Annotated in this window: 26 protein-coding genes and 1 pseudogene; 4 read left to right on the forward strand and 23 right to left on the reverse strand. The window is 54.4% G+C overall.

From position 1 onward, the window contains the following. Nucleotides 1-11: 11 nt before the first annotated feature. The 19 genes and pseudogenes from E1162_RS07330 to E1162_RS07420 all read right to left on the reverse strand — a co-directional run bounded on the left by E1162_RS07330 (nucleotide 12) and on the right by E1162_RS07420 (nucleotide 15,590). Nucleotides 12-305, reverse strand: a complete 294-nt coding sequence (locus E1162_RS07330; protein ID WP_257098729.1) for a PepSY domain-containing protein — start codon at nucleotides 303-305, stop codon at nucleotides 12-14. Nucleotides 306-377: 72 nt separating this feature from the next. Next, nucleotides 378-4,244, reverse strand: a complete 3,867-nt coding sequence (locus E1162_RS07335) for a baseplate multidomain protein megatron (RefSeq protein ID WP_155128808.1) — start codon at nucleotides 4,242-4,244, stop codon at nucleotides 378-380. Then, entirely contained in the window at nucleotides 4,232-4,720 is a 489-nt protein-coding gene (locus E1162_RS07340) for an NlpC/P60 family protein (RefSeq protein WP_371311844.1), read from the reverse strand. The genes E1162_RS07335 and E1162_RS07340 overlap by 13 nt, the downstream gene beginning before the upstream one ends. Before the next feature lie 2 nt (nucleotides 4,721-4,722). Beyond that, entirely contained in the window at nucleotides 4,723-5,622 is a 900-nt protein-coding gene (locus E1162_RS07345) for a phage/gene transfer agent baseplate hub protein (protein WP_155128810.1), read from the reverse strand. Nucleotides 5,623-5,656: 34 nt separating this feature from the next. Next, complete coding sequence (locus tag E1162_RS07350; protein ID WP_155128812.1) at nucleotides 5,657-6,298, reverse strand: DUF2460 domain-containing protein; 642 nt, start codon at nucleotides 6,296-6,298, stop codon at nucleotides 5,657-5,659. A gap of 166 nt (nucleotides 6,299-6,464) precedes the next feature. Continuing rightward, a complete protein-coding gene (locus E1162_RS07355; protein WP_371311845.1) occupies nucleotides 6,465-7,040 on the reverse strand; it encodes a phage tail tape measure protein in 576 nt (191 codons plus the stop codon). Next, a pseudogene (locus tag E1162_RS19760) lies at nucleotides 7,033-7,212 on the reverse strand (phage tail assembly chaperone); the annotation flags it as partial. The pseudogene E1162_RS19760 and the gene E1162_RS07355, both read right to left, overlap by 8 nt. 38 nt (nucleotides 7,213-7,250) lie before the next feature. Further along, nucleotides 7,251-7,589 carry a gene transfer agent family protein gene (locus E1162_RS07365; RefSeq protein ID WP_155128816.1) on the reverse strand — a complete coding sequence of 113 codons (339 nt, stop codon included), beginning with the start codon at nucleotides 7,587-7,589 and terminating at the stop codon, nucleotides 7,251-7,253. Next, entirely contained in the window at nucleotides 7,589-8,008 is a 420-nt protein-coding gene (locus E1162_RS07370; protein WP_155128818.1) for a phage major tail protein, TP901-1 family, read from the reverse strand. Before E1162_RS07370 ends, E1162_RS07365 begins: the two co-directional genes overlap by 1 nt. A 42-nt stretch (nucleotides 8,009-8,050) precedes the next feature. Next, nucleotides 8,051-8,446, reverse strand: coding sequence for a DUF3168 domain-containing protein (locus E1162_RS07375; RefSeq protein ID WP_371311846.1), 396 nt, complete (start codon nucleotides 8,444-8,446; stop codon nucleotides 8,051-8,053). Further along, nucleotides 8,443-8,766 carry a phage head closure protein gene (locus E1162_RS07380; protein ID WP_155128822.1) on the reverse strand — a complete coding sequence of 108 codons (324 nt, stop codon included), beginning with the start codon at nucleotides 8,764-8,766 and terminating at the stop codon, nucleotides 8,443-8,445. Before E1162_RS07380 ends, E1162_RS07375 begins: the two co-directional genes overlap by 4 nt. After that, nucleotides 8,763-9,335, reverse strand: a complete 573-nt coding sequence (locus E1162_RS07385) for a head-tail connector protein (protein WP_257098730.1) — start codon at nucleotides 9,333-9,335, stop codon at nucleotides 8,763-8,765. The genes E1162_RS07380 and E1162_RS07385 overlap by 4 nt, the downstream gene beginning before the upstream one ends. 53 nt (nucleotides 9,336-9,388) lie before the next feature. Continuing rightward, a complete protein-coding gene (locus E1162_RS07390) occupies nucleotides 9,389-10,696 on the reverse strand; it encodes a phage major capsid protein (RefSeq protein WP_155128826.1) in 1,308 nt (435 codons plus the stop codon). A gap of 81 nt (nucleotides 10,697-10,777) precedes the next feature. Further along, entirely contained in the window at nucleotides 10,778-11,212 is a 435-nt protein-coding gene (locus E1162_RS07395) for an HK97 family phage prohead protease (protein WP_155128828.1), read from the reverse strand. A gap of 251 nt (nucleotides 11,213-11,463) precedes the next feature. Beyond that, nucleotides 11,464-11,658: a hypothetical protein gene (locus E1162_RS07400; RefSeq protein WP_155128830.1), complete on the reverse strand. Its 195-nt coding sequence runs from the start codon at nucleotides 11,656-11,658 to the stop codon at nucleotides 11,464-11,466. After that, nucleotides 11,655-12,830, reverse strand: a complete 1,176-nt coding sequence (locus E1162_RS07405) for a phage portal protein (RefSeq protein ID WP_155128832.1) — start codon at nucleotides 12,828-12,830, stop codon at nucleotides 11,655-11,657. The genes E1162_RS07400 and E1162_RS07405 overlap by 4 nt, the downstream gene beginning before the upstream one ends. A gap of 171 nt (nucleotides 12,831-13,001) precedes the next feature. After that, nucleotides 13,002-14,351: a DNA-packaging protein gene (locus tag E1162_RS07410; protein ID WP_155128834.1), complete on the reverse strand. Its 1,350-nt coding sequence runs from the start codon at nucleotides 14,349-14,351 to the stop codon at nucleotides 13,002-13,004. After that, nucleotides 14,263-14,805, reverse strand: coding sequence for a hypothetical protein (locus E1162_RS07415; protein WP_155128836.1), 543 nt, complete (start codon nucleotides 14,803-14,805; stop codon nucleotides 14,263-14,265). Before E1162_RS07415 ends, E1162_RS07410 begins: the two co-directional genes overlap by 89 nt. 287 nt (nucleotides 14,806-15,092) lie before the next feature. Continuing rightward, nucleotides 15,093-15,590 carry a YcgN family cysteine cluster protein gene (locus E1162_RS07420; RefSeq protein ID WP_155128838.1) on the reverse strand — a complete coding sequence of 166 codons (498 nt, stop codon included), beginning with the start codon at nucleotides 15,588-15,590 and terminating at the stop codon, nucleotides 15,093-15,095. 125 nt (nucleotides 15,591-15,715) lie between these two features. On the opposite strand from E1162_RS07420, the gene E1162_RS07425 reads away from it, so the two are divergent. From E1162_RS07425 to E1162_RS07435, 3 genes are read left to right on the forward strand one after another with little or no spacing between them, the layout of a single operon-like run. Further along, on the forward strand, nucleotides 15,716-17,953 hold the full coding sequence (locus tag E1162_RS07425; protein WP_155128840.1) for a transglycosylase domain-containing protein: 2,238 nt from the start codon (nucleotides 15,716-15,718) through the stop codon (nucleotides 17,951-17,953). Next, nucleotides 17,950-18,651 carry a DUF1214 domain-containing protein gene (locus E1162_RS07430; protein WP_257098733.1) on the forward strand — a complete coding sequence of 234 codons (702 nt, stop codon included), beginning with the start codon at nucleotides 17,950-17,952 and terminating at the stop codon, nucleotides 18,649-18,651. The genes E1162_RS07425 and E1162_RS07430 overlap by 4 nt, the downstream gene beginning before the upstream one ends. After that, nucleotides 18,648-19,241 (forward strand): DUF1254 domain-containing protein, encoded by a 594-nt coding sequence (locus E1162_RS07435; RefSeq protein ID WP_155128842.1) that lies wholly within the window; start codon nucleotides 18,648-18,650, stop codon nucleotides 19,239-19,241. The genes E1162_RS07430 and E1162_RS07435 overlap by 4 nt, the downstream gene beginning before the upstream one ends. A 68-nt stretch (nucleotides 19,242-19,309) precedes the next feature. Here E1162_RS07435 and E1162_RS07440 read toward each other — a convergent pair whose 3' ends face one another. Next, on the reverse strand, nucleotides 19,310-20,149 hold the full coding sequence (locus E1162_RS07440; RefSeq protein ID WP_155128844.1) for a hypothetical protein: 840 nt from the start codon (nucleotides 20,147-20,149) through the stop codon (nucleotides 19,310-19,312). A gap of 414 nt (nucleotides 20,150-20,563) precedes the next feature. Here E1162_RS07440 and E1162_RS07445 point away from each other — a divergent pair, with 414 nt between their 5' ends. Then, entirely contained in the window at nucleotides 20,564-21,727 is a 1,164-nt protein-coding gene (locus E1162_RS07445) for a hypothetical protein (protein ID WP_155128846.1), read from the forward strand. Nucleotides 21,728-21,730: 3 nt separating this feature from the next. Here the strand turns inward: E1162_RS07445 and E1162_RS07450 are convergent, their stop codons facing one another. From E1162_RS07450 to E1162_RS19680, 3 genes are read right to left on the reverse strand one after another with little or no spacing between them, the layout of a single operon-like run. Next, on the reverse strand, nucleotides 21,731-22,108 hold the full coding sequence (locus tag E1162_RS07450) for a DUF1491 family protein (RefSeq protein WP_155128848.1): 378 nt from the start codon (nucleotides 22,106-22,108) through the stop codon (nucleotides 21,731-21,733). Between the two features lie 46 nt (nucleotides 22,109-22,154). Then, nucleotides 22,155-22,949, reverse strand: a complete 795-nt coding sequence (locus E1162_RS07455; protein WP_155128850.1) for a peptidoglycan-binding domain-containing protein — start codon at nucleotides 22,947-22,949, stop codon at nucleotides 22,155-22,157. Between the two features lie 16 nt (nucleotides 22,950-22,965). After that, nucleotides 22,966-24,399 carry a sensor histidine kinase gene (locus E1162_RS19680; RefSeq protein WP_155128852.1) on the reverse strand — a complete coding sequence of 478 codons (1,434 nt, stop codon included), beginning with the start codon at nucleotides 24,397-24,399 and terminating at the stop codon, nucleotides 22,966-22,968. Between the last annotated feature and the right edge of the window lie 232 nt (nucleotides 24,400-24,631).

Raw genomic sequence — 24,631 nt, forward strand, 5'->3', positions numbered from 1 at the left:
TCCCTGAAACTTTATCTCGTCGCCCGACCGGACTTCGCGTCTACGGTTACGTTCTGCACCTTGCCGTTCTTAAGAACCTTGAGAACGTATACAAGCCCGCGCCCTCTTTGACACAGCTGAGCAGAAACAATTTGGCCGCCACCGACATTCAACGACCCCAATGGACGGGCCTGACCGCTGTTAACAGCTTGGCGGGTTTGCTGCGGAGACAAGCAGCTGGCCGATGCGACGGCAACATCGGCTGTAACCAGCCCAAGCGCCAAAAGCACGGCCACACATCCTGATAGAAATCGTTTTTTCGTCATACTCTGGCTTGTATCGCAAATTGCCTGAACCACAAATGAACACCACTTTCACAAGTGCGCTCCAATAGTTGGTTATAGGATGTTTATGGTGTGGTGATAAATAATTCCTTCCCCCAAAACTGGCGAAAGCTGACAAAGATGCACATCAAATGCGTGTGCCAAGGCTCCAAAATCATCTAATTGTTGTTGCCGCGTGTAGAGCGCACCTGTTTCTCTAGGTTCAAATACGCGAACCGGCTGCGCTCCTAAACCCAATTTTAGGCGGTACTGTTCTTCCGTTTCATGCAGCGGAACATCTGCCAAGGCCCAGCTATCTCCGCCGAACCTTGTTCTGCGTTTCCAAACAAAGTGGATATCGTCGTTTGAAAGACGGACGGCTTTAATATGGACAGGAGCAATAGGTTTCAGCGCTAACGCATTAAGGGTGTGGGTTCTACTCACCGCTTGCAGACTATCTACTCCAAAGCCTGAAGGAACCGCTTTTAGAGTGACCGGTAAGTCGAGAGCATCCAATGGGAGAGGCAAATCGACGAGCGCGTCGTTCAGCATCAAAAAGCGACTGCCCGCTTGATGAGCAGTCGAAGCGTGTCCCTCTGTGCCAAGCTGCCCGCGCAAAAGGCCAGAGAGGCGATAGGTACTCTCTCCGATTAGCTCCGCATTTCTAAACTGAAGCACTTCGTAGCCGTTCTCATCTGTTCCCACAGCACACAGATTACCGCCAGCTAAAACTTCTTCCTTCGAGAGGCTTTCCAAGCTGCCTTGGGCGATCTCGACGTCAAAATGAGTTCCTTCATCCCACCGCCACACTGGCCCTGAAGGTAGGTCTGCCTTCAGCGTCCCCATAAGCGCCGGTTTGTCGCAGGATGCCACGAGGGTCAGGCTCTGACTGGCCCCAACCATGAAAACATCAACCCGCCCGGCCCAAGGCTGACTGGCAACGGCAATGACCGGCGCTCCGCTTTGCGCAATAGATTCGCGAAAGGCTGGAAGATTGGCAATAACAACTTCCGGCGGCCCAACCCGCTGTGTTTGTTGGGCCGTCGAGCGGCTGGTTTGAGAGGCGGTTTGGATCATCTGCGTGATAGCCAGAGCATCCAGACGTTCAGCCTCAATAGAAAGAACATCGCCGCTTTCCATCTCGACAATGCGGAAATCACCGCCAGCTGCACCATTGGGCATCACGTCCTCTTGCAGGTGCACAACATCACCGACCTGAAGCGTCGCGTTCGTTCCCGCCAGTGAGAAAAACGCACGTTCGCGCGCCTGCCAAAGCTGCTGGAGACGAGCGCCTAGTAAGGTACTCGCTGTATTTTTTGAAAGACACAGGCTTGGGCTCAAGGTTGCTGTTCGCCCGCTTTGTGTTTGGGTGTTGCGTGATGAGATAGAATAGGGTGCAAAGTCCGCAAGTGGATCAAAAGCATCCAGGCGCAGCTCACACGGCAAAGCTCCATCCTCCTGACGAAGTAACCTCACCGGCCCTTCAGAGTTTTTGTCCTCCACCACCTGCCCCAGTCCGATGCTCATGGCTATGGGTGTGTTTGCGGTAATGGCGGGCGACAAAAATCGGATGTGTTCGCCTTGATCAGCAACAAGCAGACCATAAACAGGGGCGATACTTTCCACCGCCTCTCTAAAGGACGACGGACGGGCGATGACAAACCCGTCGACGTGACCGGTCACTTCCCCGAGTTTCAGCCGGTCTAACGGAATATCAAAGTCAGTAGCGAGTTGACCGATGAGTCCTTTAACGCTGCACGAACCCAGACGCCCCTGTAGCCAATGACCGAACTGCCAGTTTTCAGCATCACCCCAAACTTCAGTTGCACTGGGGAAAGCAGGAAACGGCCGTGCATCCCAAGTCCAAACGAAGATGTTGGAACTTGCGATCATCGGGCCGCCATAGAGAGGCGAGACAGGATTAGGCCCCGCATCGCCTTCGCTATGGGCCTCACCCCAGTGGCTCAAAGTTGCCTCTAGTGACCTTCGCTGAATGAGATCATCACGCTGGCCGTTGGAGAACCACGGAAAACGGCTCTGAGAGGACTTAGGATCATAAAAGGTGTTAGGCTGGTTACCTGCATGGCTCACTGCTGGAAAGCCAAGTTCGGTAAACCAGATTGGTTTGGACTGAGGCACCCAAGCGGTTGCAAGCGTATCCTCAACACCACCGCGTCGTTCGTAGTGCTGGTTTTGCCACCAGCTCACCAGATCCTTTTGCCTAAAGACCCAAGGTTTGCCATAGGCCCCATCGGTTATGGGCGCTCTTGTCTTGTTTTGACGATCCGAATGGCTTGCATAATACCAGTCGAAATATTCACCGCCTGCAATGCCCTTTTGAAGCTCTGTAACATCGTAGAGCGTTGCTGGATCATCATCCGGGCGACTATCAGAAAGCGGCAGGTAGTTGTCGATACCAACAAAGTCGATTGCATCCTCTGCCCAAAGAGGATCGAGCGGAAAGCGAAGCTCGCCATCTGCTGGTTTAAAGCCCGCGTACTCTGTCCAGTCTGCGGCGTAGGATAGCTGACAGGTTGGCAAAATAGCCTTCACATCCTGAGCGATCTGACAAAGGGCAGAAACAAAAGGAAAGTTGCCTGTATCATCCTGAATGGTGGTTAAGCCAACAAGCTCGGTACCGATGAGAAACGCGTCAACTCCGCCAACATCCTTTGCAAGCTGGGCATAGTGCAGGATGAGGCGGCGATAATCCCACCTTGCCCCGTTGCCAACAAAGCTACCCACCTCGCTTCCAGCGGCTGCGGTACCATTACTTGAACCAGCTTGGCTGCGATGCAACGCGGACGTTATCTCTCCCCGCCACGGAAATGCAGATTGCTCGGTTCCTCCGTAAGGGTCAGGTAAACCGTTATTGGGAGCTATATCCATGAGCAGGAATGGATAAAGCATCACCTTCAGGCCACGCGATTTAAGGTCAGCTATCGCTTGCTGCACGCTTATATCGCTGGGGGTTCCGCCATAAGCGGCCTTACCTTCAATGTAGCTGACCACTTCGGCTTGGGAGCGATTGATACCCGCCACAGACCACTCAAGGGGTATCGTTTGCTTGCTGGCAGCAACAACCTTGGGCTTGATGGTACAATGCCCGCACCGAAGGTCATCACCGAACCAGCTCACAACCAGCGCGACGCTCTCCAGATTGGGACAGAGTGCTTGCAGTTCATCCAATGAGCGGGACCAATCAGAGCCCGCTGCGAACTGGTGCCGGTTGATCGTGGTGGTGCCGCGTTGGTTCGTTGCCAGCACTTCTTCTGATGCATATGCAAACTCACCCGCGCCGGGAATGATGGTGACTGCACGGATCATCTTTTCCAGCGGCTCAATGCTTCGGATGACTTCAACGGAGAACTGGGGAATGCGGTTTCCATAGGCACCAACCGGAAAGCGCTCAAAGACTAGATAGGCGGTGCCGCGATAGGCGGGCGCACTTCCCTGCACTGCTTCAATAAGAGGGTCCGGCAATTGGGCATAGTCTCCTTTGTAGAAACGCACCCCAACCTTTTCCTGATCCAGCTCCTTACCATCAGCCCATATTCTGCCAATGCCGCTAATAGGCCCCTCACATAGAGCAAGAGCCATATTGGCGTAGTAGCGATGGTTTTCAATGGTTGAAGAAGGGGCAGCTGATTTACCGCCTTGTTTTTCTTTGGTGATCTCTTCCTCAAAGCGTGTTGCCCAGATGATCTCGCCGGAAATGCGAGTACGGCCATACACGCGCGGAATGCCTCGTCCTTCTGCCGAGGTCTGTAGGTGCGCATCACCCAACCTGCCTTGGGAAAGGTTCTGGCTCTTACCAAACAAGGACTGATCGATAAATGATCCACCCATCGCGCCGACAGCGCGGCCTAGCATAGCGCCAACCGGACCACCAAGAGCACCGCCAACAGCGGAGCCGACATTTGAAAGGATCAGCGTTGCCATGGTTTTAGCTCCGGTGTTTTGGGAAAACGAAAGACAGCGGCAATGCGGCGGCGCCAACCCGTAACAAGGGCAGTTTCAACCACGCCAATCCGGTCATACGCATGAATAAAACGATCAGGGCCGCTCATGATGCCAAGGTGCTTGCATAGCCCTTTGGGATGCCAGCGAAAGACTATGACATCTCCTGCGTCCGGTTGAGCTGCTGGTGCTGAAGGCACCAGATAAGCTCTTGCTGCATCAAGCAATGTTTCAGTGCATCCCACCTCCGCCCAATGGGGCGAGTATGCGGGCAACGGTTCCGGCTCATCCCCATGGAGGCCGCGCCATACACCGCGAAGCAGGCCAAGACAGTCACAGCCCACCCCTTTCAAAGAGGCTCGATGACGATAAGGCGTGCCGAGCCATGGTCGGGTTACCTTCAAGACTGTTTGCGCAGACATGGTGTCTAGGGTGGCAGTGGTCGCGATTGTTGTCATGCTCAGCCCACCACCTTGCTGCCATTGTTTTGGCCGGAGATGCTATCGGGTCCAAAGAGCGCAAAATCATTGCCGGGCATGTGAGGGAACCCGCGAAAGTTCACCGTGTTTGAGAACTTGCTTGCACACGTGCCCCAAGACTTGTCGCAGCCTGCGATCAACGCAGCGGACTGCCCTTGCTGCAACTCAAACGGAGAAGGCAGCCAGAGGCTTATAAGATGTTTGCCACCCGCAAGGCGGCTAGAGGCGATCTGCAGTTTCGCTCCTGCACCTTCCCCGTCAATGATCTCAAGCAGACCTGATGCGAACCAATTGGCAGGCGCTTCCTGCGCATTGGAAACCACCACTTCAACTGCGTTGCTTTGTTTCTCAAAAACCTGCCCTACATAGCGGTTTGGAACAGCGCTCAGATCCACAGTGCATTGCCCATCCCCCAACAGAGCGCTGCATTGGTGGGAAAAAACACGGCCTTTGATATCGTCCATCTGCTGGCTAAGGCCGCGCAGTTCAGCGCGAAACGTTTCACCTTGCCTTACGACTTCACCAACCACAGCCCGCCTGATGAGAACATGCTGGCTTTCAGCAGATTGCCAATTGAACAGGTAGACCTCGACTTGCGCGTCATCCCAAAGACCGGCGGCAAGGTCTTTCTCTGCCAGTGCAAGGGAGGAGATCACTCCTGCTACTTCCTGAGAGCCTATCGCCATATCTGGCCCCATTTGCGCTGCACTTGGCAGAGCGCCCAGCGCGGGCTCGAAAGTCTGGCCAGCAAAAGTCACGGGGCAATCATGATCGGAGAACGCAAAGGTCACGCCGTCTGAACGGGTAAACACCCAGCCATAAGCGACTGTCTGCGCTTCTTGCTCAAGATGCTCAGCCAAAGGGGATGGAAGGGACCGCATGAAAGGCTCCTCAACTCGGAAAGATGATGAAATGTTAGGTGCTGCTGATCTCGATAAGCGGGATGGAGGGCAACTGCCCTGCCTCAAAGTGAGTGAGGCTCGCTTCCAGCTGATCACTCTCAAAACGCACAGGGGTATCGAACTCAAAACCGGCGGAAATAACCGTACCAGCCGCAGGTGGAGCGGAGAGAAATTGGACCTCGCCTGTCTCTGCGTTCAACGTGTAATCCGTACCCACAGTTTTCTGTGAGTTATTGATCGCTAGTTTTACGGAAGCTCCTACCGGTTTTCGTATGGTTCGTACGCTCTCATCAGGGTGAGTTCCATAGCGTTTTACCAGCTGAAAGCTTGAGGTACTGCCATCACCAGAGGCGATCACTACGTCTGTTGCGCTTATGATGCCACTTGCTCCAGCGGTGGAATGGTCAAACGGGTCTCTGAACCTGAAACCCTTAAGTGGCCCCTGCGTCTTTTCGAAAAACGCCAGCACCTGCTGCAAGTCCTTTAGCGAGCGAATGCCGGTTCCTGCATCATAACGTCTACGGGAAGCTGCCCACGAACTTGAACGGACCTCTCGCCCGTTCGCAAAAGTAAAAATACGAGTGCGCCGGACAGGTCCGCCACTTGCTCCAAAGCCGATGGAAACGGGGAAACGCTTTTCTACAAAGGTGCTCATGCCACTTGCTTTCTTTGACATGCCTCAAGGACGAAAAACCCATAAAAAATAATAGTGTAGAGGAATTCGCGCCTGTGTAGGCAGTTGTACCTACATGGGTTGGGCTAAGCCAATATTAGCCCTACGGAATACGTCGGTTCTTGAGTCCCTCCTCTTCAAGCCGGCGTCATAGCCCGCGCTGTCCCCGTCCGGCGGCGCGGGCAACCATATTCGCGATTTGCGTTTGCGAACGCTCGAAACTCCCAAGATCCTGCGCAACAACTGTAATGTTCACCGATGGTGTGTGTGCGCCTTGGCTTGTGGCAACGCCTAGCCGGCCGTCGCTTCCCCGTTGCAGGGGCAGTATTGCTTCCGCGCCCGCTTCTCCCATCAGACCAAGACCTCCGCCCGACATGGGAAAGTAAGTGGGTCGGCTTACAACGCCGCCTTTGGCAAAAGGCTGAACACTTTCAGCAGCTCCCCCTCCGATACCTCCAAGCAAGCCCGAGATTGCGCCGCTCATGACATCGGCAATGCCTTGTTGCACAGGCTGCAAGGCCGCCGTTAGCGCCGTCTTGGACAGCGACAAGGCAACCTCCGAGAATATGTCTTTCAGTTGGCGACCGTTCGTTACGGCTTGTGAGAGCGAACTTGTTAGCTGCTTGCTAAAGGATTTGGAGAGCGCCTCGATGGAGCGCATCGTGTTTTCCAACTCACGGGCTTTTTCTGCCTCGATGGGACTATCGTTTTCAAAATCAGGCACGGGAGCACTCCTGCTTGTCTGGGTATTGCTTCATGAGGTTTTGGAGAGCTTCACCAGTGAGTGGCGGCTGGCTTTGATTGCTGCCAATTATGCTCGCCAGCTCTTTCGGCGTTGCACCCCAGAAGTCGCGGGGCCGCCAACCCAATTTTCCCAAAAAGAGCTGCATTAGCTCTGACCATGGGAAAGGGTCACTCTCGGGCGTCCCGCCGCCTACGGGTGGTTGGAGCTTTCGGCTTCACCAACGACGCCGAACGTTTCACTCAGAAGTCGAGCGACAATTCTGGATAGACCCAATACGCCGTCCTTACAGTGCATTCGGGCTACCTCGTTATTCGAGACCTCGTGCCCTGCCCCTCTCAGCCCAGCAGCCAAGATGATCTGCATATCCTTTGCACTTAGCGAGCCAGCAGAGAACACACCTGCAAGTTCGCTCAAGTTTTTGCAGGCGAAAGCATCCTCCAGCTCAGCAAGAGCGCCAAGGTTGAGCACCAGCGTGTAGGATTTACCGTCCAGCTCAGCTTCAATTTCTCCGCGATACCGATTTGCCATCACACCACCTGCGGCGTGAAGGTGACAGGACCTGCCGACTCCAGTGCCAGTTCGTAGGTCAGCTCTCCGGCAAACTCACCGGCATACTCCAAGGCGGCAAGGTGGAAGAGACCCGATACTGTGCCGAATGACGGAATGATGATCTGCCATGGTCTATTCAGACCCGCAAAGAAGACTTCACGAACCAGCGCATCGGCATTGCTGTCTTTAAAGATACCGCTGCCACTAATACTGGCTGAGCGAACACCCGCTCCTTCCAGAATTTCACGCCAACCGCCAGCACTATCGGTTGTTGTTACATCCACACTGCGGGCATTGAGCGCGATCTTTTTGCTACGCAGGCCCGCAACGCTTTCAAAGGTGCCCAGATCGTTTCGATCCAGTTTGAGCAAGAGGTCTTTTCCCGCTTGAGCAGGCATGATGATGTCCTCCAAATGAGTGTGATTGGAACTGGCAAAGGATCAGGGGCCGACGGCTTTGAAACGAAGGCGGGTGCGGAAGGTTTTCCGGTCCTTAAGCAGATCACTTGATGCCCCTTCAAAAAGTACAAAGGCATTGCCTGCCTGCATTGGCAGAACCGCGTCTTGAAGCAGTTCCCTTGCAGTGCCGGCGAGTGTTTCGGCCTCATCGCGGCTTGGCGCTCTGGAGAAGAAAGAGAGCTCAAAGCGGACCGCCATCGTTGGTGTGGCATCACCGTCCAGCGGCTTTGCCTCCATTGCCAATACCGAGCCGTAGGGCAGAGCCACGCTGGCCGGAGCACCGTCATAAAGGCGGGGCGGCGAGCCAATACTTGCAGGCCATCCGGCCCCCGCTTTCAGCAGGTCTATAACCGCCCGCTTCACATCAAGAATGGTCACGGGTTTTCCTCCTTGCAAAGCAGCTTGGTGAAACGAGGGTCAGCGGGAAGCTGGCTGACTGCCAAAATGGTGAGGTTGAAGCCATCACTCTCCAACCGCCAGCCAGCTTCAACGCTCTCCAACCGGCGAATGATCACGCGATGGGTGGCGTCTTGCGCCTCCCTCTCGCTCTCAACGGTGCGGGCCAGCCGCCCTTCCGAGACATGCGCCCACACAAGCCCCTCATCCACCCAAGCGATCTGCTGTTCACCACCGCTTGCGTTGATGACATTCCGGCGCTTTAGAAAGAACGGTACCTTTAGGGATAACCGACCGCTCATAGGCGCAGGACCTTGTAGGGAGAAAGCGCGGCGTCGAAGCCATGAGGTATGAGGCCCGTAAGCAAACCGTCCTCCACATGGCTTCGTCGCTCGTACCAGAATGCGACCAGCATAAGCACTGCGGTGCGCAGGCTCTCCGGCACTTCTTCAGGAAGCGAACCATATCCGGCGATATAGTCCACCTCCACGCCCATCATTTCCCGAAGAGCGAATGGAACAGGTCCTTGAAGTTTAACGCGGGGCGGGTTGGATGCGGGGTCTGTGAGGATTTGTCCGGCCCCGATGACATGCTGCATGCCCGACGGATCGTAGAGGCTAAGTTCGACAAGGCTGGCCAGCGGTGCATGGGGAAGGCGGATGCAACGGTCTTGAGGAAGTTTATCAAGGTACAGTCTCCACTTCTGAGCAATGAGGGCACGCCCTGTTTTTTGCTCCACCTGTTGACGCGCTGCCTTAATCAACGTGGTGAGCAGGCCATCTTCATGGGTGTGTGAAAGGCGAAGATGCATATGGACGTCAGCAAGCGTTACCGGCTCTGTAGCCGGAGGGGTAAGCAGGAGCGTAGACATTGCGGCCCTCATTGAAGGTTGGATCAGATCAGGATGGGGAGAGGCGTTAATGCCTAGACAGCGGCTTTAAGCAGCTTGATCGCGTCAAAGTCCTGCACGCCGCCGCCAACACGCTTGGTGGTGTAGAACAGGACATTCGGCTTGCTGGAGTAAGGATCACGCAGGACACGAACGCCGAGACGGTCAACGATCAGGTAGCCACGCTTGAAGTCGCCAAAGGCGATTGGCGTACTGCTAGCAGCAAAGTCCGGCATGGTTTCCACTTCCACAATCGGATAACCCAGCAGGCTTGCATTACCGCCTGCCACAACAGGCGGCTGCCACAGGTAGTTGCCCTGCCCGTCTTTAAGCTTGCGAAGGGCCGCCTGCGTGTTGCGGTTCATCATGAACGTGCCGTTCTGGCGGTACCGAGCTTTGACGGCGTAGATCAGATCGATGAGAGCATCACCGGGGTTAGCGCTGGCAAAGGCACCGTTTGCTCCGGTATTGATGGTACCGATGTTACCCCAGCTCCACGTAGCATCATCAACCGTGGTGTAGCTCAGCAGCCCCTTAGGCATGGTAAGGCCGTCCCCTGCAATAAAGGCGTCTGTCTCCTGCTCTGCAAATGCGCCTTCCACTTCAGCGGCGATCCACTCATCCACGTTGATGGCAGCATCATCGAGAAGCGTCTGGCTTGCAGCAGGCATTGCATAGAGTTCCATGGTCTGGAACGACAGGTCAGCTAACGCAGAGCTTGCCGTTTCAGGTCGCGCTGCCCCTTCGCCTACCCAGCCTGTTACCGGTCCAGTTTCCGATGTCAGCTTTCGAAAGGCATTGCCTGCAACTTGCAAAGTGGAGCAGATGGAGCGCATTGGGGAGACCGCCTCAAGGCGGGAGAGGATTTGCGCTTCCACCTGCTCCGGCACCATGTAGCCACCGTCGCGCGGAACGGATGCGGAGTAGCCCTTCTGCTCGATGGAGAGTAGAGCCCCCTCATCGCCACTGCGCATATAGGAGCGGAATGCGCTGGTGTGCTGCTTGGCCTCTAGCGAGGCGATATCGGGTGACTTACCACCAAGGCTGGGCCGTGCGTGCTTTAGGGACATCTCGTCCATGCGGCGGGTGTACTGCTCGATGGCAGCATCCATGCGGGCGAGTTTTTCATCCACCAACACATCGCCTTGCGCCTTGCGCTCAATCGCTTCAAGACGCTCATCGTTGACCTGCCGGTACTCTTCAAAAAGGTTGAGCAGCTGATCAAGCGCCTTAGGTGCATCGTCGCCACCACCAACAGCAGAGGCATGAGAGGGAGCGGATGCTGGCGCTGCCTTTCTTGCCAGATCCTTCGTTTCTAGCTGCGGAGCATTTTTCACATTCATAGGATTATATTCCTCTTTCACCATAATAAAAAAGCCACCCGAAGGTGGCTGAGAGAAAACATTGCGAAGCGCTAAGGGCACTTACTCGGGCACTGTGTTGAGGCGCGCACTCGTGAGAAGCGGGAAGGTGACGAGCGATATTTCCCAAAGATCGACCGCCTGCACTTCGCGCACGCCGGAGCGCTGAGACCTTTTTGAACGGCGCGTTTTAAAACCGATAGAAAGCCCATCAAGGATACCGGAACGCACGAGTACACACGCCTCCTGCCCCTGCAAAAGTGACGGCAGCAACACCCCCTTCACAAACAGGCCCGTGGCATCTTCCGCCACCTCCAACCACCGCCCGATAGGTTTGGCCGGATCGTGCTGCCAGAGCATCTTGATGTCCTTTACCGGCTTACTCATAAGCGAGCGCAGGAAGGCGCCGCGTTGAAGCCTATCACCACCATCATCCACTTCATCAAAGCGGCTGGCGTATCCTTCAATCAGCAATGGCTGCGCATCAGCTGGCACCATGGGCACTCTCCCTCTTTTGCAGGTTTGAAGTTGCACCCGCTGCCTGCCGCTTGGAGGCGTCTTTCAGCTTAGAGAGGCTAGCACCTGTTCTTGAAGCCAGCGCCACTTGCGAACGCGAGAGCGAGTTTCCACTCGCGCTTGGGGTTTTGAGGGCGCGCCAAAGCGTTCCCGCATTTCGGGATATCCGTGCAGACAATGATCATTCCTCTGTTGATTTATTTGGAACTATTTCAACTGAATCAATTGAGCGGTTACGGCCACTCGTCGCTACCGAGTGACAGGTTCAGCCTCTGGATCTCGCGGATGAATTCATCAAACTTGAGCGTTGCGCCAAGGAGTGCCCGCATCGTCCAGATGAGCAGAGCAGTGGAACTTGCCGCCCACAAAAACAGAACCAAGTGAGCAAGGTCTCCCCGCCGTGAGATAAGCTCGACAAGGTCCATCATGCAGGCCGCGCCGCATCGTATCCGACGGCCTCTCGCTTTTCTTCGTCGCTCAAAAAGTCAGCATTGGAGACCCTGTCCCATAGCGCCTTTCGCTCCACTGAAAGGGCCTCGATACTATCCATATCGACAGTGAGAGAAACGGGCTTTTCATAGAGTGGAGATACCCAGCCAGAAAGCCCCTCAAGCACACGATTGACCAGTGGCAAAATCGTTTGCCGCCAGAAGGCGCGATTAGCCTCCTGATAGGTCGAATAGGTGTTGTCTCCTGGGATACCAAGCAGCATAGGCGGCACGCCAAGAGCGAGCGCGATCTCCCTAGCCGACTGGTTTTTCGCAGCGATGAAGTCCATGTCTTTAGGGGTCATGCTCATGGGCTTCCATTCAAGCCCGCCCTCCAGCAAAAGAGGCCGACCGGCATTGCGAGCGCCCTGATAGCTATCGCTCAACTCTTCCTTCAAACGCTGAAACTGCCCATCGGTCATATTGAGAGCGTCTGACGCTCCATAGATCAGTGCCCCTGATGGGCAGGCAGCATTATCCAGCAGTGCCTTATTCCAATCCGCTGCGCTGTTATGGGTATCGAGTGCCGCCATAGCAGCTTCCAGTGGTGCCATGCCGTAGTAGTCATCAAGGGGATGAAACGCCTTCAGATGAAGTACAGGGTCGATGGCATCTTGCTCGCCCCGACACAACCTGACCGTGCCACCACCAGCCTGATAGTCATAGGCTCGCACCCATCCACCAGCTCCCGTAACCACCTTGATACGGTCCGGCCTGAGCACATACATTTCCCTTAAGGCACCATCCAGCACTACCCCTTCGATATAGGCGTTGCCGGAGATGAGGAGGTAGGCGTATATCGCCTCCAACATGCTGGATGCGGTCCCTGAAGGATGGGGCCTTTGCAACACATCAAGAAAGGGATGCGAAGTAAGCTCGGTTTCTCCCTCGCGAAAATCAAGCGACACACTGGCGGCGTTTTCTGCAATCATCCGTACACAGCGATAAGCAACTGGATTGCTCATGAAGCCATGTTTTGCTAAAGCACCATAGTCTCGCGGCGACCAAACCGGACGGTCCTTATACTGCAGAGAGACACAAGCTTGCACACGTGATGCTTTAACTTCTTCAACCGGCGCAATTAGCTTATTAAGAAACCTTTTCAAGACCATGATATAAAAACCTTTTTGATGCTTCTTAAAGTATCGATTCAAGTAGGTTTACGTAGCGCGAAAATTTGCGCTGAAAATCAGTCGATTTATGGCTTAACCCGTAGAGTTGTCACAAAATTCCGCCCAGCGCCTTCCACTGGCTTTGCGAACCGGCAACATGCAGTTGAGGCACTAGAGCACATGCATTTGGGGCCGCGCTGTTTTTGCTAGCAACAGCTCACTGACGGCCCAGACAAGGGCATCCATCCGGTCTGGTGAGCGCTTGCCTGACATGCGATCCGAGACACAGAAAGAGACCATCTCATCCTCCAACTCGTTCAGGGCTCCCACATGAGCTACCCGCCCCTGCTCGTATAAAAGCGCAACAGGCTCCGCTCGCTTTTGCTTGCTGCGGCTGGCGAAGACACTCTTCACCGGAACAGACGGATCGACCTGCGCGATGATCTCGCGCACCATTTCCCCGCCCTGATTGACCTCTGCAACAATCTCGTTTGCACACAACTCATGATAGAGTTTTACAGCTCGCTGGCCCCACGCCTGAGGGCGCGCGCCTTGAATGGAGCGGTCTGCCAAGACATAGGCATCACCACCCTCACAAACACCAACCGCAACGATGCCACATGCATCGGAGCTCCTCTTGGACGTGACCGGCGGATCAATGGCGATGATAATGCGCGCAAGTTCCGGCGCTTGCCGAACGCGCTTTTCGTCAAACCATTTCCGAAGAAACAATCCATCTTCACGATCTTCCAAAAGGTGCCCGTCGATCTCCTGTCGCCCTAGCCGCGTGCCGCCGTACTGCTTCCAGATGACATCCAGAAAACCGGGCGCAAGGTGAGCGGCATTGTCTTTCGTTGAGGCTCTGGTGACACGGGTTCCTTTATCAGCGAGCAATGTTTTAAGAAGCGGCACCTGTCTTGGTGTGGTCGTAAAAAGTTGTCTGGGCTGGGCGCCCAAACGCAGGCCAAACTGGAGCATGGCATAGGTGTCATCGGCGTTGCTCCACTTGCCCACCTCATCACACCACGCCCAATGAAATTGAGGCCCGCGAAGGGCCTCTGGATCTTCCGATGAAAACGCTCTGGCGACAGCTCCGTTTGACCACTCCAACCGGCGGCGTGAAGTGCTCCAAACGGGCCGCTCATCCTTGCGGTGAATTGCAAGTAGACCGGATGGCCCCTCGATCATCACCTCTCTTACATCAGCATAGGTTTGACCGATTAGGGCGATCTGGCAGCTGCGCTCATTGCCTGCCCATGACGAACAAGAGGCAAGACCGCGAACCCACTCTGCACCCGCCCTTGTCTTGCCGCTACCTCGCCCACCCATAATGAGCCAAGTCAGCCAATCACCTTCTGGCGGCAACTGATGATCATGAGCAAACAGCAACCATTCATATTGCAAAAATCTCAAGTGCCTGAGTGATAACCCCTCAAGCAGATCCACCGCTTGGCTGCGCTCCACACAGCGCCGCAAGGCGGTGCGCAAGGTCTTGGCGCAAACGTCTTTCTTCTTCTGCATTGTAGGCATCTCCCTCCGGCTCCATCTGGTTCAGCCCCAACAGCAACTCCAGCGTCTTAGCCAGCGTGGCAACGGTTCGGGCAAGATTGCCTGCATCAGCGGTCGTTCCCTCACCTTCTTGGCGGAGTTGATTGAGCCGCGCTTCGAGAGCTTCCAGCTGCACCTCCACAGAACGATAAAGGCGCCCAACGAGCGCCTCACCTTTTTGCTTTCTTTGAAGTCGCAGGGGACTGGCACCGCCGCCCTCTTCCGGCGCGATCCAGCCTTCCTTTTTTATCCGCCTCTGAAGCGTGGAGCGAACCACACCGAACTCAATGGAGATAGCCCGCGCCGACTTACCCGCAATCTCGTATTGCTCGCGCATCGCCCGCCACAGCCGTTCATCCGGCTTCAACGCTTTGGGAGACTCAGGCTTTCCATTTTCCATTGCGAGAGAAGGATCTGAAGTGGACATCAACACCCCCAAGCGGACAACAAAAAAGCCGCCAACACGACACCGTGGGCAGCTTGAAAATTCAACAAACGAGAAGACCTCATACAGCAAATCGCTGCAGTCACACTTTCTCTATCATGGCAAAACCCTACCAAAACAACCTGAGGATGTCAAGAACATATTCCTATAAATTACAAATTGATTTCGAAGGGGCATTTTAACCCATCCAATTAAGCACGCAAAAGGCGCAGCCTGATTTTCCAGACTGCGCCTCGTCACAAATTTCATAACTTACAGAAGGCCGGTTCTTAATCGCGCTCGATTTCTTCTTCCTGCTGCGGATCAATCATCGGCCACATCACGAGATGGTCCTCATAGTCCTCTGGCTCCATACCATCTTCGGAGACGGTTTTGCCTTCAACGGAAATGCCTGCATCGTGAACGCTCTGCGGATCACCACTCACCAGCGGGTGCCACCAGTAGAGGTCCTTACCTTCTTTTACGAGGCGGTAGGCGCAGGTTGGTGGAAGCCATGTCAGCGTGCGAACAGTTTCAGGGGAAAGCTGCACGCAGTCCGGCACAATCTCAAATCGGCCTTCATACTTTTTGCACTGACATGTGTTAGGGTCGAGCAACGTGCAGGCAACGTTCGTCCAGTAGATCTCGCCGGTATCCCAATCCTCGAGTTTGTTCAGGCAGCAGCGCCCGCAACCGTCACACAGAGATTCCCATTCCTGTGTGCTCATAGATTCTAGGGATTTTGTTCGCCAGAAAGGTTCGGCACTGTCAGACATCGGGGATACCATTAAATTTGCTTTCCGCCACACTTTCCCCTAGGGAAAATCACGTGGCTTCTTTATAGTTGTGTTTCGCCGTCATACCTGATGGCCCCTTAGTATTGTGTAGGCTCAAGCAGAGACGGATCGTTCTCTTGGAAGAAAAGTCTGATACCAACAATTCGCAGAAAGTCACGGGAAAAACGCAAAATCCCGAGGACGTGAAAAAAGCTGGTAGCGATGCTTTCCTGCATACATTCTCGCGCCGTATGCTGGCTGTTGATGCGTGGCTGGATACCACACTTTGGCGGTTTAAACATGGCGTAGCCAGCGTTGCCCGCACCTACTCCGGCTTTATGCGCCGTTTCAAGGTAACCGGCTTTGCCTATGGCGCTGTAGAAGTGCTTTCAGAAGCCGCGACTTGGGGCACCGTTGGTTTTATCGCCGTGCTTGCTTTTGCCCAACCAGCTTTCAAGCTGACACAGGCTTCCGACTGGCGCACGACATCAGATTTCTCCGTAACGTTCCTTGACCGGTTTGGCAATGAAATTGGCAAACGCGGCATTCTGCTGAACGACAAAATCCCGCTGGAAGAAATTCCCGATCACATGATTAAAGCGACGCTGGCGACCGAAGACCGCCGCTTCTTTGATCACTTCGGCATTGATGTGATTGGTACAGCCCGCGCGATGGTGGAGAACATCAAGGCAAAGACCGTTGTTCAGGGCGGCTCTTCTATCACCCAGCAGCTAGCCAAGAACCTGTTCCTGACCAACGAGCGCACGTTGGTTCGTAAAATAAATGAAGCTTATCTGGCGCTGTGGCTTGAGCAGAACCTGACCAAGCAGGAAATCCTGAAGCTTTATCTGGACCGCGCTTACATGGGCGCTGGCACCTTTGGTGTTGCAGCAGCCGCCGAGTTTTACTTTGGCAAAGACGTACGCCAGATCAACCTTGCAGAAGCTGCAATGTTGGCCGGTCTTTATAAAGCGCCGTCCAAATACGCGCCGCATGCAAACCTGCCGAACGCCCGCGCCCGCGCCAATGAGGTGCTAACCAATATGGTGCAGGCCGGCTTTATGACAGAAGGTCAGGTTATTGCTGCTCGCCGTAACCCCGCCGTTGCCATCGACCGCACTGTTAGCGATGCGCCAGACCATTATCTGGACTGGGCGTTTGAAGACGTAAAAAACCTTGCAGCCCAGTTCCCCGAGCTTGGTGAAGACCGCGTTGTAACGGTTCGCACTACCCTTGATCCGGGTATGCAAAAGCAGGCCAAGAAATCTACCGAGAGCATTTTGCGCCAGTACGGCAAGCGTTACCGTGTGGGCGAAGCTGCTGTTTCGCTTATGACCACGGAAGGGGCCGTTCGCGCAATGGTCGGCGGACGTGATTATGACGAGAGCCAGTTCAACAGAGCGACGAACGCGCTGCGCCAGCCGGGCTCATCCTTCAAGCCGTTTGTTTACATCACTGCGTTCATGAACGGGTACGAGCCATCCAGTGTCGTTCCCGATAGACCGATCAATATCGGCGGCTGGAGTCCGCGTAACTATACCCGCGGCTATGCAGGCGCTGTAACGCTGAAGACTGCGCTGACTAAATCCATCAATACCATTCCTGTTCGTCTTGCTCAGGCTTTGGGCCGAGACAAAATTGCAGCATCAGCTTATGCCATGGGCATCCAGAGTGAATTAAAAATCACAAGGGCAATGCCTCTGGGCGTTTCAGAGGTAACAGTTCTGGATATGGCTGCTTCCTACGCCTCTTTTGCGACCGGCGGCTACAAGGTAGAGCCGTATGCAGTTGAAGAGATGCGCAACTCCGACGGCAAACTGATTTACAGCCACGAGCGTGATGCTCGCCCGCCGCTCCGGGTACTGCCTGCCGAGAACGTTGCCATGATGAACGAGGTGCTTGTGAACGTTGTGGAGCGCGGAACGGGCCGGCGCGCGCAGCTTGAAGGCATCACCGCAGCGGGGAAAACCGGAACCACACAGGCGTATAGAGACGGCTGGTTTGTTGGTTACACGGGCAACATGGCGGCAGCAGTTTGGTACGGCAATGATGATTTCACCTCCACCAACCGTCTTACAGGGGGCAGCCTGCCCGCTATGACATGGGGTGAGGTGATGGCCTATGCGCACCAGAACATCGAACTCAAGCCAATGCCGGGCGTAGACTCCGATGACCTACTCGCTGGCGCTCCACTGGTTGCATCCAACGAGGATGAGGCTAATAAAGTTCCTGACATGCTGAACAAGGACAGCCAGTTTGTACTTGAAGATCTGGAGCGTCGTCTGCGCCGCCTACCGGAGCAGCAAGTTGGTTCTCTCGATATTCAGGCAAATCTATCAAGCGGTTCTGACAAAAGTACTTTTTACAGGCAATGACGTATATTCCCAAGATGCCGGTAAGCGCTCTTGAAGAGACCGGCCCAGACCAGATTTATGACCCTGAAACGAGCTGGCAAAAGCCATGGCCGCGTATTTCCAGCTTGCTGTATAAAGCGCCGTATTTCTCGTTCGGTCCGTTTGTATTCGCGCTTGCCATCGCTCTTATTGTGGGTGTTGGGTCTGCCTACTTATCCCTCAACCGTTCATCGCCTTTCGACGCGATGCAAGCAGGTGTTTGGATTGCCCATCCTCTTGCAGGAACACCGACAGCCGACCCATACAGCGCCGCTATTTATGCCCGCACAGGTCGCATTCCGCTTGGCAGTGGCGAGGGCATAGCCTTTTACGCCGTGGTTGATGATCGCGGGCAACTGCTTGACGCCCGCTGTGACTACACCATCTCCGGCAAAACGCCAGCCACACGCCTGTGGACGCTGACAGCGCTTGACCGCCGCTTAAAGCTGCTAGCGACAGATGCGGGTAGAGCAAGCCTTAACAGCCACAATCTGCTTCGCAACATGGATGGCAGCTTCAAAATTACAGCATCGCCAGAAGCACGCTCTGGCAACTGGCTACCAACTGCACTGACTGGCGGACTAGTGCTTGCATTGCGCCTTTATGATACGCCGCTAACAACCGGCGCAGGCATTTCAGAGCCTGTTATGCCCTCTATCAAGAAAGGGGCATGCCGATGAAGCGCTTTTGGAAAAAGTATGGCCATTTGCCTGGCCCTCGCTGGTTCCTTTGGGGGCTTGCCGGTCTCATCGGCGCGGGCATCATCCATGTGGTGATCGTGCTTAGCGTTCCCTCTCAGGTTCCCTACAGCACTCACGAGAAGGTAGCAGGGTTCGGGCCGGACAGGCAGTTCCACGTTCTGCCTCCCGTTTTGCCGCGTACAGAGCCCCTGCCCGATCTTGACCCTTCCATGCGCTATGCGATTTGCCGCTATTCCATGGATGATGGTCCGGTAAAGATCTCGGTATCTATCCCCTCTCCGTTCTGGTCCATCGCGCTGTTTAACGATGAAGGGCAGACGGTTTACAGCCTGAATGACCGTACATCTGATGATCGCGCCTTGACGATGCTTATCCTCTCTAAGGAGCAGCTATCGATCTTGCGTGAAAATCCGCCAATTGATCTGGAAGAGATGATTATCATCGAAACTGACAAGGATCAGGGCTATGCGCTCGTTCGCGCGTTCCTTCCGTCCGAGGCATATCTTCCGCAGCTCTCTGGAGCGTTGGAGGCAGCCATCTGCACCAGCTACGATGGTACGGCGATTTAGGTCACCATCGTCTTTTCCGCTTTCAAGCCAATTGGACTTGCTGGAATATGGATGGGAAATAGCCGTTACTATTTAACGGGCGCGCTTTTTTCCAAGCCCCAACCTGTCAGAATGCGTGATGGTGGGTTTGCCTGTTTGCCCGCGTAGGCCTTTCCATCAACACACCCGTGCGTGAGCCCTTGGGCGTGTTCTTCCAGTTTTTTCAAACCGTTGTTTACGTCCCATAGTTTGTTTCTGGATGGCGTTTCAAGCTGCATAGCATCAATGGCATAGCGGTATGCGGCGATGCGCAGTTGAACACTGTCTCGTACCCACTCAAGCAGCTTCTCGTTTTCTTTGGTGCGCGCAACGGTGCCCTTCCACTGCTGTTCTTCCACCAACTCGCGGGAGCGCAAGACGCGAAGTCGCTCTGCATCATCTTCCCGCACGCGCTGAACGAACGGACAAAACCTTGCAGTGCTGTAAGTGTCAGCGGTGATATCTGCCAGCACCCGTTCGTAGCGCGTTTCGCTGGAGCGGTAGTTATCCCCCTTCAGCATGGCATAGTATGAGCGCGGCGAAATGTGATCGATGGACTTGGGAAGCAGTCCCGTGCGGCGCAGCTCAGTTAGCGAAAGGCCGATCCAGTCATTTGTAGAAGGCGGCAGAATCAACGCCCAAGAAGCATCGCGAAGTTCTTTTTCAGCATCGGTAAAATCGAAATTCGACGAGTTTTGCTTGTTTGCCGTTCGCTTGATTATTCCAGCATCGGGCAGAACTCTGTCGTGAAAGAAATCAGGTTCAGCGCGTCCGAAATCACCTTCCGGTCGCATGCAAGAAGAAGCAGACAAAGCAACGGCGCATGCAGCAAGCAATTGCAAACCAGCGCGGCGCGGAGCTGCTCTTCCCAAGTGCAATCGGCCTGTCATTACGCACGCTCTCCCCATAGGGAGGCTGCGAATTATTCGCCAGAATGCTCTTGCTGAGAGCTTTGCCCTACCTCCGCCAAATTACGGATCCTTGCGATTCTCGTGCGGATTTCAAGCCCCCACCGCTCCCTTCGGATGCCGGGAAAGACAATCAGCTCCGCAGAACCTGCTGTCTGATCATATGATCGACGCTCTCGTTTGCCGCGGTAACGCAGCTGTGCTCTCGAAAACTCGTAGACTGTGCCCATCTTGGCTAACTCCAACACAAACTTGTGGAACTCGTGTCGTCTTTCGCCCGCCCTGTTTTGCTCAATTAACGTGAAACGAGGTTAATGCCCTGTAAATGAATTACGTATATTTTTATCTGCAAGTTGTATTGAAGTTTTGTTTCCCGTTAGTTTTGTGGTCAAGTTTATGGACGAGTTAGAGTACACCCATTTAGTTAGAGGCCGCCGGCAAGACAGTGAAAGTCACCGCCGCTCCAACCTCCTTCTCAGTGCGACTGAGGACTTTGTTGCACGTAAGGAAGCTGACCAGATTGCGGTTCAGATGTACTTGGAGCTTGCAAAAGCATACTTGCCTCACACCCGCGTTGAAGCTCGCCAGCGTATTGCCGCTCTGCTGGTTGACTGCCCATTCTGCCCTACCGAATTGACGGAGCTTTTGGGTAGAGACAACGAGCAGATCATTGCGCTGACCATACTTTGCAAAGCGCAGGGACTGAGCGACGCGTATCTATGCGCTGTGCTGGAAAACGGACCTGAGTATCGCCGCGTCGCTGTCGCAAAACGTGCTTCTCTCAGCCAGAAGACCATAGCGGCGCTGGCGCAATTTTCCGGACCGCAAACCATTGCTGCTTTTGAAGAGCAGCACGGACCGATTAACGACCACCTAGCAAAGGAAACCTCGATGACCTCCAAGCTTGAAGACCTCGAAGAGTTCCTTAGTGAAGTTGAAGCAACTGAAGCCGAGAAGCCTGCGCAAGCACCAAGCGCCCTTGATGCCTTCTTAAATGCTGATGCTGTGGGCCGCGCTGCGTTGATCGTAAGCGCTGACGCCCAGTCGCTTCAAAAGCTCATATTCAGCCCACACGGTTCCATCCCAACCTCTTCCATCTCGTTGGTTGAACAGAAGCAGATCGTGCAGCAAGCGCTTAAAAATGGCCGCGAGCCGTTAATCGCTGCGCTAACCAAGCACTCCAACCTTGATGCTGAAGCTTGCAACAAGATTATCGACGACAGGAACGGCTACGCTCTTGCGGTTCTGTTGCGTTCGCTTGGTATGAGCTTTGACTATTATAGCTGGCTGCTTATCCGCTTTCACGGAGAAGCGCTTGGCGTAGACCGCCTGAAGGCCCGTATCACCTTCTTCAAGTCCCTCAGCCATCAGACTGCTGCGTTGATTATCGAAGATTGGCAGAGCGCTGAAAAGGTGGAACAGAAAACTGCAACGACGGCCCGCCACGCCCCTGTTTACATGGAAGCAAACGGTGTTCGTTCTACTGGAATGCCGCGCCAGCTTGCATCTAACCGCACAGCTCGCACCACTGCAGCGACACGCCGCCGCTTGGTGAGCTAAGGCTTAAAAACGAAATAACTTGTCTGCCGGATTGTCTTCTTTTTCGGCAGGCAGGTTTAGAAAGCTGCGGCCCTCGCGGTCTTCCACTTCAACCACCCAGAAGTCCGGATCCATCCGCTTTTCTCTTTCAAGCCGCGCTTCAATGTCTTCGCGCGAAGCATTCGAGAATAGCTTCTCAAACTCGCGGTCTTCAGGCTTCACTTCGTCAAAGAATGATTGCGGCGCAGGGCCGTAAAAGTCGTAGGTGCCATCCAAACGATCAACGGTGACGAAAATCGCACCGGCCTCTTCTGCGCCCTGTCTACGAATGCCCGCAAAAAGCCCCTCATTGAAGCAACGGCGAACATAGGCCGAAACCCAGAACTCAGAGGTTAGGCGCATGGCATTTTCCTGTCTTGTTGATTGGCTCTTAAAAGGCGCGTAGCAGTTATATGCGACGACCTATCATTTGTTCCAGTCTGGAAACAAGAGTTGGGCTGATCGCTCCAGTAACAGTCATACCGTTATCCGCCTGAAAACGCTTAACTGCGGATGTTGTCTGCCCGCCCGATATGCCATCTAGCGAAAGCGGGCCGTAGCCCAGCTTGGCCAAAACTTTCTGTACCTCAAGAACCTTAGGGTCAGAAGCTGGTTTGGCAGGTGCAGCCGGTTGCGAGGATGTAAGAGATACCTTGGTTGCCTGAATATTCGTCGCGCTAGAGCTTGGCGCGGTACGCGGCAGCGGAACATCATCGCCTTGAGAGAAGTCGATGTTACTGTCCATAGTCAGCTTGGCAAGAAGTGCGGCCGTTACCAATCCCGTCTCAGAAAGCTGGCGGCTGCGTTCATAAGCTCTTACAGCGCGCTGGGTTGCTGGGCCCTCCAGCCCATCAATCGAGCCCTCATAAAGCTCCAGTCGGCGCAGTTCACGCTGAACATCACGAACAAGAGCCACCTGAACAGGGTCTGCAATGCTGGCTGCAATTTTCTTCACGTCTACCTTTTCAGGCATTTGCCGTGTAGCAACGAGCGGGGACGGGTGAACGCCTTCCTGAAACAGAACGGCGTTGCCAGCGATGAGGCCAGCAGTCAAAAGCATAAGAATGGCGACGGTGGTTTTGAAAGATCGGGAAACCTTGCCGCGTTCGCGCTCGGGCGTATACGCGACGAACTCACCTACATCTTCATAGGTGTCGTCTTCATAGGTTTCCTCGTAGGTGCCTGCAGATTTGCGGCGCGCCATATACTCTTTACTCCACTCACGCGACTTTGCGACCTTCCTTGCCTAAATGGTTGGAAACGCAAGTAAGGTCAACAGTTGAAGCAGGAGAACGGCGAGGTAGGCTGATTTTTACCGATGTTCCACGACCCAGCCCGCTGGAAATGCTAATTTTTCCACCTTGTCTCTCGGTTAGCCCCTTTGCCAGTGTCAAACCGAGTCCTGCCCCTTTCTGTTTTTTTAGCTTAGCACTGCCACCCTGAAAAAAGGGTTCACAAATCCTAGCAAGATCAGGGGTGTCAATTCCAACACCCTCATCGTTGATTTGTATGGCGAAATTATCCGCATCCCGATTTGCCGAGAGTGTTACCTCGCCGCCTTCATCGGAAAAATTCACAGCATTGCTCAAGAGGTCCATGATAATTTGCTGGCAGGCAGTTTCATCGGCCTCGATAGCGCCGAGAGCCTCACAGTCTACCACCTGCAACTGAACGCCCTTCTTATTCGCCGTTGGGCGCATGAGCTCAACGCACGCAGTAAGGCAGGCACCAAGATCGAATTTCTGTACCTCTAGCGCGTAGTGACCGCTTTCCAGACTGCTAATATCAAGAGAGCGCTTTAGAAGTGTCGTCATCTGCTTGCCGCTTTCGCCCATAAGCCGCAGGTACTCCTGCTCGGTCTCAGCGTCGATGAGATACTCGCCCTTATTCTGAAGAAGTTCTGCAAAACCGGTTATTGCATTGAGTGGAGTTTTCAGCTCATGGCTCGCCCGTCCAAGCGCTTCCATAAATGCTGCACTTCGGTGCTGCTCGGCTTTCAAGGCTGCTTCGAGTGTATCCAACTCCTCGACATGGCCTTGGCATGATACGAAGCTTGCTGAAACCAAACCGCCCTCAACGGGAAACAGCCGCACATCAAACGCGCTTTGCCGCTTTTCCTTGCCGTGTTCCAGAGTTATGCGGAGGGCTTTCACTTCATTGTCATTAAGTACTGCAGCAAAGGTACGCTCGAAGGCACTCTTTTCGCTCAAGCCCATTTGCTCATAAAGCTGGTGCAGCCCGCCCATAGAGTTATCAAGCCCCAGAATCTTGGCGCAGTTGCCACTACCCGTAAGCGGTTGCCCCCTACCATCGAAAAGGATCACCGCTTCACGGCGTTGCTTTAATTCAGGCACGCCAAGTGATGCCTGCGCCCCAGAGGCCTTTGCAACAAGGACATCGCGCAGCAGATAAATGGTAAGCTGCTGGACACTGACGACCAGTACAAACAGAAGAACTTGGGAAAGCTGGATTGTAGGCGTAAGCGCCAAACCAACGGTAGACACTATAAAGACGGCAGATAGGAAGACGAGCGGCTGTTTGCGAGTACCGGTGCGCGTAAGCAAAGCAAGCGCGACAACGTGCATTAAAGCCCAAGAAGCGGTGACAGCTCCCAGAACTGTAATCTGGCCATCAATGACGAGCTGGGCTGGCACGCAGGCAAGCCCAGCAAAACCCGTAGCCAACCAAACAAGGAGACTCGCTTTGTGCGCGAAAAAGCTACGAGAAACTCTCGGCACTTGCGGGTTAACGAATCCATCAAAGAATCCTAGGAAGTCGACTGGTCCGGCTAGGTTACGCAATACACATTTCTGAACCACTTTTCGTAGTGATTCAGACCCCTCCTCGTTTTTTACCGGATGCTACTGTCGTCTAAAGGTCCTTAAA

It is taken from the genome of Pseudovibrio flavus, from assembly GCF_009711345.1.
Lineage (GTDB): Bacteria > Pseudomonadota > Alphaproteobacteria > Rhizobiales > Stappiaceae > Pseudovibrio > Pseudovibrio flavus.